Annotated in this window: 18 protein-coding genes; 9 read left to right on the forward strand and 9 right to left on the reverse strand. The window is 71.0% G+C overall.

Annotated features, from left to right (window positions below):
- Positions 1-43 precede the first annotated feature (43 nt).
- The 3 genes from ACL02R_RS05290 to ACL02R_RS05300 all read right to left on the reverse strand — a co-directional run bounded on the left by ACL02R_RS05290 (position 44) and on the right by ACL02R_RS05300 (position 1,555).
- Positions 44-295, reverse strand: coding sequence for a hypothetical protein (locus ACL02R_RS05290; protein WP_412795659.1), 252 nt, complete (start codon positions 293-295; stop codon positions 44-46).
- A gap of 21 nt (positions 296-316) precedes the next feature.
- Positions 317-946 (reverse strand): HNH endonuclease family protein, encoded by a 630-nt coding sequence (locus ACL02R_RS05295; RefSeq protein ID WP_412795660.1) that lies wholly within the window; start codon positions 944-946, stop codon positions 317-319.
- 150 nt (positions 947-1,096) lie between these two features.
- Entirely contained in the window at positions 1,097-1,555 is a 459-nt protein-coding gene (locus ACL02R_RS05300) for a DUF4234 domain-containing protein (protein ID WP_412795661.1), read from the reverse strand.
- Positions 1,556-1,824: 269 nt separating this feature from the next.
- On the opposite strand from ACL02R_RS05300, the gene ACL02R_RS05305 reads away from it, so the two are divergent.
- Positions 1,825-2,700, forward strand: a complete 876-nt coding sequence (locus ACL02R_RS05305; RefSeq protein WP_412795662.1) for a bifunctional methylenetetrahydrofolate dehydrogenase/methenyltetrahydrofolate cyclohydrolase — start codon at positions 1,825-1,827, stop codon at positions 2,698-2,700.
- Positions 2,700-3,077, forward strand: a complete 378-nt coding sequence (locus ACL02R_RS05310) for a DUF3017 domain-containing protein (RefSeq protein ID WP_412795663.1) — start codon at positions 2,700-2,702, stop codon at positions 3,075-3,077. Before ACL02R_RS05305 ends, ACL02R_RS05310 begins: the two co-directional genes overlap by 1 nt.
- Positions 3,078-3,359: 282 nt before the next feature.
- Here the strand turns inward: ACL02R_RS05310 and ACL02R_RS05315 are convergent, their stop codons facing one another.
- The 3 genes from ACL02R_RS05315 to ACL02R_RS05325 all read right to left on the reverse strand — a co-directional run bounded on the left by ACL02R_RS05315 (position 3,360) and on the right by ACL02R_RS05325 (position 4,946).
- Positions 3,360-3,629, reverse strand: a complete 270-nt coding sequence (locus ACL02R_RS05315) for a hypothetical protein (protein ID WP_412795664.1) — start codon at positions 3,627-3,629, stop codon at positions 3,360-3,362.
- Between the two features lie 72 nt (positions 3,630-3,701).
- On the reverse strand, positions 3,702-4,034 hold the full coding sequence (locus tag ACL02R_RS05320) for a hypothetical protein (RefSeq protein WP_412795665.1): 333 nt from the start codon (positions 4,032-4,034) through the stop codon (positions 3,702-3,704).
- A 480-nt stretch (positions 4,035-4,514) separates the two neighbouring features.
- Positions 4,515-4,946, reverse strand: a complete 432-nt coding sequence (locus tag ACL02R_RS05325; protein WP_412795666.1) for an ATP-binding protein — start codon at positions 4,944-4,946, stop codon at positions 4,515-4,517.
- 224 nt (positions 4,947-5,170) lie between these two features.
- Here ACL02R_RS05325 and ACL02R_RS05330 point away from each other — a divergent pair, with 224 nt between their 5' ends.
- From ACL02R_RS05330 to ACL02R_RS05355, 6 genes are all read left to right on the forward strand, one after another.
- Positions 5,171-6,031: a helix-turn-helix domain-containing protein gene (locus tag ACL02R_RS05330; protein WP_412795667.1), complete on the forward strand. Its 861-nt coding sequence runs from the start codon at positions 5,171-5,173 to the stop codon at positions 6,029-6,031.
- Positions 6,032-6,045: 14 nt separating this feature from the next.
- On the forward strand, positions 6,046-6,258 hold the full coding sequence (locus ACL02R_RS05335; protein WP_412795668.1) for a DUF397 domain-containing protein: 213 nt from the start codon (positions 6,046-6,048) through the stop codon (positions 6,256-6,258).
- Positions 6,259-6,526: 268 nt separating this feature from the next.
- A complete protein-coding gene (locus tag ACL02R_RS05340) occupies positions 6,527-7,009 on the forward strand; it encodes a helix-turn-helix domain-containing protein (RefSeq protein ID WP_412795669.1) in 483 nt (160 codons plus the stop codon).
- Entirely contained in the window at positions 7,006-7,269 is a 264-nt protein-coding gene (locus ACL02R_RS05345) for a DUF397 domain-containing protein (RefSeq protein ID WP_412795670.1), read from the forward strand. The genes ACL02R_RS05340 and ACL02R_RS05345 overlap by 4 nt, the downstream gene beginning before the upstream one ends.
- Positions 7,248-8,285 (forward strand): hypothetical protein, encoded by a 1,038-nt coding sequence (locus ACL02R_RS05350; protein ID WP_412795671.1) that lies wholly within the window; start codon positions 7,248-7,250, stop codon positions 8,283-8,285. The genes ACL02R_RS05345 and ACL02R_RS05350 overlap by 22 nt, the downstream gene beginning before the upstream one ends.
- The gene (locus ACL02R_RS05355) at positions 8,282-8,509 is read left to right on the forward strand and encodes a DUF397 domain-containing protein (protein WP_412795710.1); all 228 of its coding nucleotides are present in this window, start codon (positions 8,282-8,284) and stop codon (positions 8,507-8,509) included. Before ACL02R_RS05350 ends, ACL02R_RS05355 begins: the two co-directional genes overlap by 4 nt.
- A 339-nt stretch (positions 8,510-8,848) precedes the next feature.
- On the opposite strand, the gene ACL02R_RS05360 is transcribed toward ACL02R_RS05355, so the two are convergent.
- Positions 8,849-10,201, reverse strand: coding sequence for a sporulation protein (locus ACL02R_RS05360; RefSeq protein WP_412795672.1), 1,353 nt, complete (start codon positions 10,199-10,201; stop codon positions 8,849-8,851).
- Between the two features lie 209 nt (positions 10,202-10,410).
- Between ACL02R_RS05360 and ACL02R_RS05365 the strand changes: the two genes are divergently transcribed.
- Positions 10,411-10,539 carry a hypothetical protein gene (locus ACL02R_RS05365; RefSeq protein WP_412795673.1) on the forward strand — a complete coding sequence of 43 codons (129 nt, stop codon included), beginning with the start codon at positions 10,411-10,413 and terminating at the stop codon, positions 10,537-10,539.
- A gap of 26 nt (positions 10,540-10,565) precedes the next feature.
- On the opposite strand, the gene ACL02R_RS05370 is transcribed toward ACL02R_RS05365, so the two are convergent.
- Together ACL02R_RS05370 and ACL02R_RS05375 are read right to left on the reverse strand one after the other, a co-directional pair.
- Entirely contained in the window at positions 10,566-11,474 is a 909-nt protein-coding gene (locus ACL02R_RS05370; RefSeq protein WP_412795674.1) for a glycine betaine ABC transporter substrate-binding protein, read from the reverse strand.
- 92 nt (positions 11,475-11,566) lie between these two features.
- Positions 11,567-12,556 carry a malate dehydrogenase gene (locus tag ACL02R_RS05375; protein ID WP_412795675.1) on the reverse strand — a complete coding sequence of 330 codons (990 nt, stop codon included), beginning with the start codon at positions 12,554-12,556 and terminating at the stop codon, positions 11,567-11,569.
- Between the last annotated feature and the right edge of the window lie 49 nt (positions 12,557-12,605).

Consider the following 12,605-nt stretch of genomic DNA (forward strand, 5'->3'; position numbering starts at 1 on the left):
CGCCGACCGGAGTTCACGGTCCGCGGCGCGGCCGTTCCGTACGTCAGGGCTGGGGCCGGTGGAGCAGCTGCACCAGGACCTCGTGCAGCACCTCGTGGTCGCGCGGGTCGTGCAGCCGGTACGGGCCGCCGTCCACCGTGTACCACTCGTCGGCGCCCGCGTAGCGGATGCGCATGGTCAGCGTGCCCTGCTCGTCGGCGTCGGTGTGCAGCTCCAGCTCGCCGGTGATCACGCCGACTTCCTTGGTCATCACTCCGCCGCGCGGCGCAGTGAAGACGGTGTACTTCTCGCTCATGCCCCGTTCATACCGGATGCGTCAGCACGTACCCAGCATCTCGTCCAGCGCGGCTCTCTCGTCTTCGTCGACGGTCAGTTCCCAGGTGTGCTTCACGGAGATCCACATGCGGGCGTACTCGCAGTGGAAGGCCGCGGCCGGCTGCCAGTCGGCGGGGTCCTGGTCGCCCTTGGAGCGGTTGGACGAGGCGCTGGCGGCGAGGAGTTGGGGGTGGTCGAGGTCGTTGGCGAAGTCCTGGCGGCGCGGGGTGGTCCACTCGGCCGCGCCGGAGCGCCACGCCTCGGCGAGCGGCACGGTGTGGTCGATGTCCACCCTGGACGGCGAGGTGACGGTCGTCCCGTCGTACGGGCTCTCCCAGCTGCCGGACTCGACGCGGCAGTTCGCGCCCGTCGCCACGTCGGTGCCGTCACGTTTCAGCACGGTCTGCCGCGTCGTGCAGCCGTCGCGCGTGATCCAGTGCGGGAACTTGTCGCGCGAGTAGCCGGACATCCCGGCCTGTGGGGCGACGGTGAGGGCGTCGAGCTGTGTGCGGGCGGTGTCGGCGTCGGGGATGCCGGGCGGCGCGGCCTGGGCGGCGGGCCCCGGCAGGAGGGCCGCGAGCGCGGCGAGGGCCGCGACGAGCGCGCGGCGGAGGTTGTGGGGGGAACGCATCGGGTACCTCCGGGGGTACGGGGTCACCTGCCCCCGTCCTACCCGTTGCGTGACGTGATCATGACACCCAGTGAAACCTGGTGATGCCCGCCCCGCCCCCGTACGCCCGGGGCGCACGCCGGGACGGACCCGGCGCACGCCCCGCGCGGCTCAGGCGACCAGCGGGATCTGCGTCCCCTCCGGGGGGTTGCGGTAGTGGTCGTTGATCTTGTTGATCTCCGACTGGAGGTACAGCGAGTGCGCGCTGAGCAGGAACACGAGCACGCACGAGATGGCCGGGCTGCACGTCGCCGCCAGGCCGGCCGCCCGCTGCGCCTCGGCGACGCGCTTGCCCGTGTTGTAGGCCGTGACGAACGGCGGGATCCAGATGAACGAACCGGGGAAGACCGCCAGGACGGCACGCCCCGGATTCACCTCGATCCGGCTGTCGAACTGCGACAGCTCCTTGTTGATCTTGTACCACCACACCAGGTGGTAGATGCCCAGCGTGATGATGGGCAGGCCGAGCCAGACGGCGAAGACGTTGCGCGAACGCATCGCCCGTCCGGTCCGCGCGCCGCCGGGCCCCGGGGCGGAGTACGCGCCGGGCGGGGTGTGGTCAGTGCTCACAGTGGTGAGACTCCTCATGGATTCGAGTCACGGTTCCTTCGCTCGGGCCGTCGTCCCTTCCCCGGTGGGGGGCCTGATCGCGGGGCGACGACGAGCGGGGAACACGCGTTCCCCCGGCCCGTGCGGAGCACATTGGACCGCTCAACCACTTGGCATGTCCAGTCGGTTCACCGTCCTGTGGCCAAGCCGCGACCTGGCCGCGCCGGGCCGCCCCGCCCGGTGGGGTCCCTGATTGGTCCCCGGCGCCCCCCATCCGCGAGGATGGGGGCATGAGCGCGAAGATTCTGGACGGCAAGGCCGCCGCAGCAGCCATCAAGTCCGACCTGGCCGCCCGGGTCGCCGTACTCCGTGAACGCGGTGTCACCCCCGGGCTCGGCACCCTGCTGGTCGGCGAGGACGTCGGCAGCCAGAAGTACGTGGCCGGCAAGCACCGCGACTGCGCCGCCGTCGGCATCGCGTCGATCCAGCGCGAACTGCCCGCCACCGCCTCCCAGGCCGACATCGAGTCCGTCGTCCGCGAGCTGAACGACGACCCCGCCTGCACCGGCTACATCGTCCAGCTCCCCCTGCCGCGCGGCATCGACGTCAACCGCGTCCTGGAGCTGATCGACCCCGCCAAGGACGCGGACGGCCTCCACCCCACCAACCTCGGGCGCCTCGTCCTGGGCGAGCCCGCCCCGCTGCCCTGCACGCCCAACGGCATCATCGCCCTCCTGCGCCGCAACGGCGTCGCGATCGAGGGCGCGCACGTCGTGGTCGTCGGCCGCGGCGTGACGGTCGGCCGCTCCCTGCCGCTGCTGCTGACCCGCCGCAGCGAGAACGCCACGGTCACACAGGTCCACACCGGCACCCGCGACGTCTCCGCCGAGCTGCGGCGCGCCGACATCGTCGTCGCGGCGGCGGGCGTTCCGCACCTGGTGAAGCCGGAGGACGTCAAGCCGGGCGCGGCCGTCCTCGATGTCGGCGTCAGCCGTGACGAGAACGGGAAGATCGCGGGCGACGTCCACCCGGCCGTCGCCGAGGTCGCCGGCTGGCTCTCGCCGAACCCGGGCGGCGTCGGCCCGATGACCCGCGCCATGCTCCTCCAGAACGTGGTGGAGGCCGCCGAGCGCGCCGCCGCCCCCGGCCTCCTGGCGGCCGGCTGATGGCCGCCGACGGGTACCCGACGCGCAGCACCGCCCGCCCCGAGGGCGGGCGCCGCACGGCCGGCGGCTCCGCGCCCGCGCCGATCCGGCAGTGGCCGCTGCTCGTCGTGCTCGGCGCGACGCTGCTCGGGCTGCTCGTGACGCTGGCGACGTTCCGCATCGGCCTGCTGGTCGTCGGCGGCGCGCTGCTCACCGGCGCGGTGCTGCGCGGCTGGCTCCCGGCGGTCGGCATGCTGGCGGTCCGCTCGCGCTTCACGGACGTGCTGACGTACGGCCTGCTCGGCGCGCTGATCGTGCTGCTGACCCTGATGGCCGAGCCCGAGCCGTGGCTCGAACTGCCCTTCCTGAACGACATCCTCCGCTTCTCGGCCGGCTGACCCGCCCCGCCCACAGCACGCCGGACCCCGAGGGCGGCTCAGCGGTACGCCTCCCGGCGGTGCGCAATCTGGATCACCATGACCTGAAGCCTGTGCTGGCTGAGTTTGCAGAGCACCCGGTAGACCCCCACACGCAACCGGTACTCATCGCCACGGCCCGCCATCGTCTTCACACCGAGCCCCGCCGCGAACGGGTCCCGCCCAAGAACGCCGACCGCGCGTTCTTGTCCAGTTTCTTGAGGTCTCGTTCGGCGCCGGGGGTGAAGGAGACCTCGTACGCGCTCAGCGGTCTCCCTCGGCGTGCTCGGCCAGGAGGTCTGCCAGGGAGTACCGCGTGCCGTCGTCGGCGGGGCGCGGGCGGGCGGCGAGCCGCCGGTCGATCTCGTCCTCCACGGTGTCGTGGTCGTTCATCGACATGACGGCGGCGATGGGGTTTCCCGCGCGGGTGATGACGGTGACTCCGTCGTCGGCGGCTCGTGCGAGCGCGGCGTCGAGCACGGCTGGCAGTTCGGACTCCTCGATCTGCTCCGGCAGACCGGAATCATGGACCATGCGCGTCACCCTAGCGTGACTCCGCGTGACCTCCCCAGGTCCGGTTCCTCCGGGGCGGGCGTCTGTGGTTGCTCAGTTGTCGGGGTCGGGGTCGGGGTCGGTGAGGATGCGGAAGGCGAGTTCGGCTTCGGTGGGCATGGCCCGTCGTAGGTGTGCGGCATGGTCGAGTGCGGCGAAGACGCCGAGGCCGAGGGCGACGTCCGCCGGGTCGGGGGCGGTGGTGTCGAAACCGTCCGGGTTCTCGCCGAGGGCGATCAACGCGCGCCGGTAGGCCCGCCACCAGGCCCGGTCGGTGCGGACGAGGGCGCGGCGGGCGGTTTCGGTGGGCCCCAGCGCCGCGACCATTCCCGATACTGCTCCGAGCGCGCCCGCCACCACGATCTGGCCGATGAGTTTGTGGACCACTTCTCCCCCTCGCTGGTCATGGCAGCCCCGGGTATGGAGGGCTCCTCACTCTTCTCGATCAGTCCGCGCCACCGCCGCCCCAGCAGGGTGCGCGGCCCGCAGAACCACCGCCGCGCCCGAGGCCGGGGAACAGGTGCCGCTTCGCCGGGGACGACGTACAGGCCCGGACCGTCCACCTCCCCGAAGTCGGCGACGGACGCCTCAAGCTGCTCCACACACCGCCCACAGGCATACAACGGCGCCTCACCCGGCGGCGACGCCACCACGACATCACCCACCCTGGTCACCAGCGTGACCCGGTGCCCACACCACAACCAGCAGGCACCCACCAACCACTCCTGCACCCTCACCCCTCGCCCTCCCCAGCCTTGGCGAGCACACGCAGCAGGTAGAGGAACGCGCCGACCAACCCCAGCAGCACACCACCACCCACCACAGCACCCACGGCGAGAACGCTCCCGACACACCGCAACGCCGCCATCACACCGCCCCCTCGTCCACCGGATCGAGACCGAGGCTGAACCACATGCTCTTACCGACGACTTCACGGTCACACCCGAAGCCCAGACACATCGCCCGCAGCATCCACAACCCCCTCCCCGACTCGGCATCCCACGCGGGCTCACGAACGACCGGCACACACGGCGACCGGTCCTCCACCCGGACCGTCACCAGCCCGCCGCCCATCACCACCGACAGACGGCAGTACGGGTCACCGGCGTGCCGCACGACGTTCGCAAGGAGTTCGGACAGTCCCATCCGGGCCGTCTCGACCGTGGCGTCCGAGGCCCCCCACGCCCGCAACACCAGTGCGACCGTGCGCCGCCACGTCTCGATCTGCCGGGGATGGGCCAACAAGTCCCAGCAGTAGGTGTGATGTTGCTGCTCGGGAGATCGGGTCAGAACCGCCATGGCGCCTCCATCGAAGTCTGCAACGTGCTCAGGCGCAGGGGGATCACACTGAGCGGTCCACCGAGAACCAAGCGTTAGGGAAGCATGGCGCGATGACTCGCCGATCCGCAAGTCACGGTGCAGCAAATCTCACTTCGCAGAAATGTTCTGATCTTCTGTGTGTGTGCGGGACGATGCTCGGGTTGGGGCAGACTGGTCCCTGATCGATCAGGAGAGATGAGGGCATGGCCAAGCCACAAGCGACCGTTCGCAGGTACCTGCTGGGTATGGAACTGAAGCGCCTCCGCTCCCTCGCCAAGGTGACGCAGAGCCAGGCGGGCCAGGTCATCGATGCCGACGACTCGAAGATGAGCCGCATCGAGTCCGGCACCAGTTCCATCAGCAGGCCGGAACTCGCCGAGCTGCTGCGGCTGTACGGCGTCTCGGCGGATGAGGAGATCTTCGACTTCCTGATCACGCTGAACAGGGAGAGCCGCAAGCACGGGTGGTGGTACCAGCACCGGGGAGCCATCCCGCCGTCCGTTCTCCAGTTGATCGAGCTGGAGGCGACGGCGACCGCCATGTACCAGTTCTCGCCGGCTGTCGTGCCGGGCCTGTTGCAGACCGAGGACTACGCCCGAGCCCTCATCGGCGGCCTGTCCGACCTCCCACCAGAGGACATCGACGCGGCCGTCAGCGTACGCATGTCGCGCCAGCGGATCTTGGACGACGCCAACGGTCCCGAACTCACCTGTGTCTTGGACGAGGCGGCGGTCCGGCGACAGATCGGCAGTTCGAAGGTGCAGCGCGAGCAGTTGATGAGCCTGCTGGAACGTGCGGCATCGCCCACGTTGACCGTCCGCGTGGTCCCACACTCACAGGGTGTGCACGCAGCGATCGACGGTGGCTTCAAACTCTTCACCTACCCCACCCCGACAATGATGGAGTTCGCCTTCATCGAGTACCTGGGCGGCCATCTTTTCCTCGAAGGTGACACAGACGTGCAGCGCTTCAAGACCACCGTGCGATGCCTTGACGAGCAAGCGCTATCGTCGGAGGACTCCCTGAAGCTGATCTCGCGCATCGCGCGGGACGTTGACAGTTAGTCGAGGCCGTTGACATGCGATACGACTTCCCCTCGGACGCCTGGCGCAAGTCGAGCTACAGCAGCGGCGACACCGGCGCCTGCGTGGAGATCGCCGAGATCGTCGGCGTTGACGGCGTTGCTGTCCGTGACTCCAAGAACCTGGACATCCCTCCCACCCGCGTCTCGCGCGGAGCATGGGACACGTTCCTGGGCGCCGTCGCCACCGCAACCTTCACCGCAGGGTGACCGTGCGGGAGGGGTAGGGGGCGACGGCGGTGTGCCCGCGCCCCCGCCCGGCACCCTTCGACGTGCGTCAGGCCGACCGGCGACCCCATGTCATGAAGAGGGCGAGCTGGGCAGCGTGCGAATGTCCAGCATCGGTCACGTGACTTCCCGGGCAACCTCCTGTACCCATCGATTACTTCGTACGAGTGACGCTCTCGCTAAACGCCTCTCGAACGCACCAGATCGGTACGCTGATTCCCGTCCGTGACCCGCTGTCGGGAGGAAGGCCGTGTCCGCCACCGGCACCACGAATGCGGTCTTCGCCATGCGTGAGGTGGGGGAGGAATTGCAGCGCCTGCGCGGGCGGGCCGGGCTGCGGCAGGATGACGCGGCGGCGAAGCTGAAGGTGTCGCGGTTCACCGTCAGCAAGATCGAGCGCGGCCGGGCCTTCCCCACCGACCGGCAACTCAAGGTGCTGCTCGGCCTGTACGGCGCGGACACCGACGAGGCGGCCGCGCTCCAGGCGAAGATCGCGCAGGGCCGGTCGTACGGCCGCGCCTGGTGGGAGGACCAGCGGTACCGCGACCTGTTCCACGGCGACTCGTACCGCTACTTCTACGTCGAGGACGCGGCCGAGCGGCTGTTCCACCATGCGGGCACATACATCCCCGGCCTGCTCCAGACACAGCAGTACAACGACCTGGCGGAGCACGCCCTGAGTCCGGAGAAGACCATCAAGCTGATGCAGGCCATTGAGGAAGAGATCCGATGATGAGCCCCGAGAAGGAAGACCTTCGCAGCACCCCTCTCGGCGGGAAGTGGTTCAAGTCGTCGTACAGCAACGGGAGCGGTGACAACTGCGTCGAGCTGATGACCCTTGACACCGGCGTCGCCATCCGCGACTCCAAGTCTCCCCACCTCACACCCCAGTGCTACGCCCACCGCGAGTTCACCGCCTTCATCACGGCCGTCAAGGCGGGAGCCCTCGACCGACGATCGGAGAGGCTGACGTGCGCCGACGCCGGTTCCTGACCGCCTCCGCCTACTCCATGGCCGCCACCGCGCTTCCCCTCGGCCACGTCAAGGAGACGGCCGAGCGCACCGCCGCGGTCCGCAGCGGCGCCACGGCGGGGGCGGCGGAGATCACCGCGGTCCGCGACATGGTGGCCCTGTTCACCGAGATGGACGAACGCCTCGGCGGCCAGCACGGACGGGCCGCATTCGTGCAGTACCTCATCACCGACATCGCCCCGCTGTGCCGGGCCCGCTTCCACAACGACGGCCTGCGCCGCCAGATGCTCTCCGTCGCCTCCTGCGCCGCGCACCTCGCCGGATGGAAGGCGTACGACTCCGGTGAGCAGGGCCTCGCGCAGCGGTACTACACGCAGTCCTTCGCCCTGGCGGTCGAGTCCGGCGAGCCCGGTCAGGACGGGTTCGTGATGCGCACCATGTCCCAGCAGGGGATGAAGCTGCACCGGCCCGAGCGCTGCCTGGACCTCGCCGAGACCGGGCTCGCCCGTGCCGCCGGGCACGTTCCGGCCCGTGCCGAGGCGCTGTTCGACATCACCCACGCCCACGCCCTGGCCAAGACCGGCCGGCGCCGCCAGGCCGTCGCCGCAGTCGAAGCCGCCCGCACCGCCCTGGACGACGGCCTCGGTGAGGACGTGCCGTTCTGGGCCCTGGCCTGGGGACCGCCGGAGGCCACCGTCGCCTCTCGCACCGCCAAGGTCCACCAAGCCCTCGGTGACCACCGCCGCGCCGGACAGCACTACGTCCGAGCCGCCGCCTCCCGCCCGGCCGGCACCTACGCCCGCATCGTCGCCCTCGATCTGGTCGCCGCCGCCGAGTCCCAGCTCAAGCAAGGCGGCGTCGAAGAAGCGTGCGTGACCTGGTCGCGCGCTATGGACCACATGAACGGCGTCGCCTCCGCCCGCACCCGCAAAGCCGTCCGCACCATGCGCCGCGACCTCGCCCCCTACCGCACCCGCGGACTGCGCTGCGCGGCCGAACTCGATGAACGCGCCACCGGCTTCCTCGCCTCCGCCTGACCGGCCCGCGGCTCCTCGTCCGGCGACTCGCCGTAGGGGCCGGACGGTCCGCGTCTCCCCGGGCCGGCGGGCGCCGAGCAAGCGCCTGCATGGAGATCGCCGGCGTTGACGGCGTCGCTGTCCGCGACTCCAAGGACCTGGACATCCCTCCCACCCGCGTCTCGCGCGGAGCATGGGACACGTTTCTGGGCGCCGTCGCCACCGATACGTTCGTGACACGGTGACCGCTCGGGAGGTCGTGGCGGGGCACGCCTCGCCTGGACTCGCCGTGTGCGAGTGCCCAGCCTGAGCCATGTGACTTCCTGGGCAACCTCCCGTATCCGCCATGTACTTCGTACGAGTGGCACTGCTGGGAAAGAACCCTCGAACAGGCCAGATCGAGGACGCGGCCGTCAAGGCGGGAGCCCTCGACGGCCCCGCCGCAGCCACGGCTCGCTGTGGCACGTCCGCCACAGGCGGGTGATGCTCCCGCGTGAGCTGTCGGTTCGTTTCGCCGAAGCAGTGACCGGAGTGCACGGCAGCGTCGCGTCCTCCACCAGAGATGTCCGAACGGCTGCGCCGTTTCAGGGGTTTCCTGCCAGCTGGCGGCGGGTGTGGGTTTGCCATGTCTGGACGCGGGGGTCGTGGGACCAGGGGGTGAGGGCCGTGTGGATGTCGTTGATGTATTCGCGGGCTCGTGCGGAGGTGACGCCGGAGAGGATGTCCACCGCGCGGCGTGCGACGGTGAGGCCCTGGTCGAGGTCGCGTGCCTGGAGGTGTGCCGTGGCGGTGACGGACAGGCGCAGGCCGACGGCGCGGGTGTGGCCTGCGGGCATGGCGCACTGGGCGTCCCATCCGGCGGCGACGCGTGGTTTGCCGAGGTCGCGGTAGATCTCCACCGCGTCGCTCGCCATGCGGGTGGGGCCGAAGTAGGCGATGTACGTGGGGGATTGGCGCTCGCGTGCGGTGTCGAGGAGGTGTTCGCAGTGTGACAGGGCGCGAGTGGCCGCGCGTTCGTCGCCGAGCCGGGCGTGGGCGCGGGCCTCGATGAGGCGGGCGAACGCGAGCACGCGGGGTGTGGCGTCGCGGCCGGCGCGCTGGACCGCGCCCTGCGCCATGTCGATGGCCTCGTCCGGGTAGCCGCGGCGCATCGTCTGGAGCGCCATGGTCGCCAGGACGTACGCGCCCAGCTCGGCGTTGCCCCCGGCGCGTGCCAGGCTGAGGGCTTGGACGAAGTGCCGCTGCGCGAGTGCGTGTTCGCCGGAGTCGAACGCGGACCAGCCGACGAGCCGGGAGAGTTCGGCCGTGGCGGAGTTCAGGCCGTCGGCGATCTGCTGGGTGGCGCGTCCGGCGAGCAGGGGGGCCGCGCGGGTGGTCAGGCAGTCCACGACCTGGCTCGTGCGCCAGGTGCCGCCGCCGTGGCGGGCGTCCCACTGCCGTGCCTGCTCGGCGTGCTCCCACAACGCGTCCAGGTCGCGCTGCCCGACGCGTCGGCCACCGCCCTGGGCGGGGGTGTGGGCGGCGGCGGGCTGGATCAGCCAGCGTGTGACGGGCAGGGTGTAGGCGCTGACGGCGAACGCCCGGCCGAAAGTGCGGCGGTGCATGTCTCTCCAGAATTCCGACGCCCGCTGTGCGGCGTCGGCGGGATCACGGGGTAACTCCAGCCCGCTGTCGCCACCCGGGCCCTGCGCGGGCAGGCCGATCTCGGCGACATCGACCGCGCGGCCGAGCCGTTCCCCCAGTGCCTGGGCGAGCATGGCGGGGGCGGGCTGCCGCGGGACCATGCCGTCGAGCCAGTTCAGCACGCTCGTGTGCGTGTAGGAGGTCGGGCGGCCGGCCGCGGCCGCGAGCTGGTTGACGCGGTGCGCCAGTGCCTTGTGGCTGGCGCCGGAGGCGGTGACGAGGGCGGCGAGTGAGGTGTTGGGTGAACGGGTCACTGCGTCGTCCTCTCGTGATGGAACGTCACCGCTTCCTCGCCGAGCGTAGGACAAGTACCGGGCTTTTCGGTCCCCTTGTGGGTTTTCGGCCCCCCTGTGAGCCTCCCCCGGCGCGGGACATCGCTTTCCTGGTGCCCGTGCCCCCGGGCGTCATCGCCCGCCGGGGCGGGTCCCGTTCCGCAGGGAACCCGCAGGGAAGGAGTCACGAGATGGATCAGCAGCCGTCGGACGGCCTGTTCACCGCACGGCCTGCCGAGGAGGTGCCGCCGTACGGCCGCCCGTACGGTGAGACGGACGGCGATGTGGACACGTTGCCGCCGGAGGAGGAAGACCGCTGAAACGCCGACGGTGCCGGTGGGCGGTGTCAGAGGCCCTCGGTCCAGGTGGCGATCTCGGTGGGGTGGTCGGTGGCCCAGCGTTCCGCGGCTGCCGTCGGGCTCAGGCCCTCGCCGGCCATCAGGGCCGCCACCTCGTTCTGGTCGGCCTCGCTCCAGCTGAACGCGCGCAGGAAGTCGGCGGCCCGGCCGCCGTCCTCGGCGAACTCGGTGTTGAGGTACTTGCGCAGTTCTATGCGCGGGTAGTAGCCGGGGAGCTGGACCTCGGAGAGCTCCACCTCGGAGGCCAGCCAGTGGGGCTGCCACAGGTAGGTGAGGACCGGTTCGCCCGACCGCGTGGCGGCGGCTATCCGTTCGACCAGCGCGTCCTCGCTGCCCGCCGCGACCGGGGTGATGTCCAGGCCGAGGTCGGCGATGATGTCGTCGTCGCGCGTCGTGAACCCCGGGTCGCCGTGCAGCAGTTCCCCGCCGAGGGCGTCCGCGTACTCGTTGAGGTGCCGCCAGTCGAGCGCGTCCGGGTGGTCGGCGGCGAAGTCCGTGTCGCCCGCCACGTACCAGCCGACGTGCCCCGTGATGCCGAGCGGGCCCGCGTCCACCGCCGTCTCGCGCCGGTCCACGTACAGGTCTCGCAGGTCGGGCAGCGCGCCCCAGTCCTCCAGGATCGCGTCCACGTCGCCCGTGCCGAGCCCGTCCCACGCCTGCTCCTGAGGCGCGTAGACCTTCTCGACGGGTATCTCCAGCTCGTTCTCCAGCACGTACGCGACCACCGCCGCGTTCGCCCGGCCGCCCGGCCACTCCGGGACGGCTATGCGGACCGGGTCGGCCGCCGCTTCGCCGCCGCCCGCGCCAGGGACCCGGTCGGCGAGGCCGCAGGCGCTGGTGGCCAGCAGGCTCAGCGCGCCCACCCCGGCGAACAGCGGAAGACGTATGCGGCGCATGGTGTGGGTTCCTTCTGGCGTGACGGCGGACGCGACACCACGCAGTGTGGCCCCGGGAGCGTGTCCGGGGCCACAGGTGTCGGCGGGTTCTGTCAGAGGAGGCCGAGTCCGCGGACGGCCTCGCGCTCGTCGGCCAGCTCCTGGACGGACGCGTCGATCCGGGGGCGCGAGAAGTCGTTGATCTCCAGGCCCTGCACGATGCTGTACGCGCCGGCGGACGTGGTCACCGGGAACGACGAGATCAGGCCCTCGGGAACGCCGTACGAGCCGTCGGACGGGACGGCCATCGAGGTCCAGTCGCCCTCGGCGGTGCCGTTCACCCACGTGTGGACGTGGTCGATGGCGGCGTTCGCGGCCGACGCGGCGGAGGACGCGCCGCGGGCCTCGATGATCGCCGCGCCGCGCTTGGCGACGGTCGGGATGAAGTCCTCGGCCAGCCACTTCTCGTCGTTCACGGCCTCGGCGGCGTTACGGCCCGCGACCTCGGCGTGGAAGATGTCCGGGTACTGGGTGGCCGAGTGGTTGCCCCAGATGGTCAGGCGGCGGATCTCGTCCACGGCCGTGCCGGTCTTCTTCGCCAGCTGCGTCAGCGCGCGGTTGTGGTCGAGGCGGGTCATCGCGGTGAAGCGCTCCGCCGGGACGTCGGGGGCGGCGGCCTGGGCGATGAGCGCGTTGGTGTTCGCCGGGTTGCCCACGACGAGGACCTTCACGTCGTCGGCCGCGTGGTCGTTGATGGCCCGGCCCTGCGGCTTGAAGATGCCGCCGTTCGCCTCCAGCAGGTCGCCGCGCTCCATGCCCTTGGTACGGGGGCGGGCGCCGACGAGGAGGGCGACGTTCGTGCCGTCGAAGGCGACGTTCGGGTCGTCGCTGATGTCGATGCCGCTCAGCAGCGGGAACGCGCAGTCGTCCAGCTCCATGGCGGTGCCCTCGGCGGCGCCGAGGGCCGGGGTGATCTCCAGCAGCCGCAGGCGGACCGGGGTGTCCGGGCCGAGCAGGTGTCCGGAGGCGATCCGGAAGAGGAGGGCGTAGCCGATCTGGCCGGCGGCGCCGGTGACGGTCACGTTGACGGGGGTGCGGGGCATGATGAGTGGCCTTCCGAGGTCGGAACGGTTCAGGCGGCGAGGGTCCGGG

Origin of the sequence: Streptomyces sp. MS19, assembly GCF_047200595.1 — a bacterium.
Lineage (GTDB): Bacteria > Actinomycetota > Actinomycetes > Streptomycetales > Streptomycetaceae > Streptomyces.

Bases quoted from the DNA above. Each gene is read 5' to 3' on its own strand.
- ACL02R_RS05290 (WP_412795659.1), bottom strand. From the start codon at position 295: ATGAGCGAGAAGTACACCGTCTTCACTGCGCCGCGCGGCGGAGTGATG.
- ACL02R_RS05295 (WP_412795660.1), bottom strand. From the start codon at position 946: ATGCGTTCCCCCCACAACCTCCGCCGCGCGCTCGTCGCGGCCCTCGCC.
- ACL02R_RS05305 (WP_412795662.1), top strand. From the start codon at position 1,825: ATGAGCGCGAAGATTCTGGACGGCAAGGCCGCCGCAGCAGCCATCAAG.
- ACL02R_RS05310 (WP_412795663.1), top strand. From the start codon at position 2,700: ATGGCCGCCGACGGGTACCCGACGCGCAGCACCGCCCGCCCCGAGGGC.
- ACL02R_RS05315 (WP_412795664.1), bottom strand. From the start codon at position 3,629: ATGGTCCATGATTCCGGTCTGCCGGAGCAGATCGAGGAGTCCGAACTG.
- ACL02R_RS05325 (WP_412795666.1), bottom strand. From the start codon at position 4,946: ATGGCGGTTCTGACCCGATCTCCCGAGCAGCAACATCACACCTACTGC.
- ACL02R_RS05330 (WP_412795667.1), top strand. From the start codon at position 5,171: ATGGCCAAGCCACAAGCGACCGTTCGCAGGTACCTGCTGGGTATGGAA.
- ACL02R_RS05335 (WP_412795668.1), top strand. From the start codon at position 6,046: ATGCGATACGACTTCCCCTCGGACGCCTGGCGCAAGTCGAGCTACAGC.
- ACL02R_RS05345 (WP_412795670.1), top strand. From the start codon at position 7,006: ATGATGAGCCCCGAGAAGGAAGACCTTCGCAGCACCCCTCTCGGCGGG.
- ACL02R_RS05365 (WP_412795673.1), top strand. From the start codon at position 10,411: ATGGATCAGCAGCCGTCGGACGGCCTGTTCACCGCACGGCCTGCCGAG.
- ACL02R_RS05370 (WP_412795674.1), bottom strand. From the start codon at position 11,474: ATGCGCCGCATACGTCTTCCGCTGTTCGCCGGGGTGGGCGCGCTGAGC.
- ACL02R_RS05375 (WP_412795675.1), bottom strand. From the start codon at position 12,556: ATGCCCCGCACCCCCGTCAACGTGACCGTCACCGGCGCCGCCGGCCAG.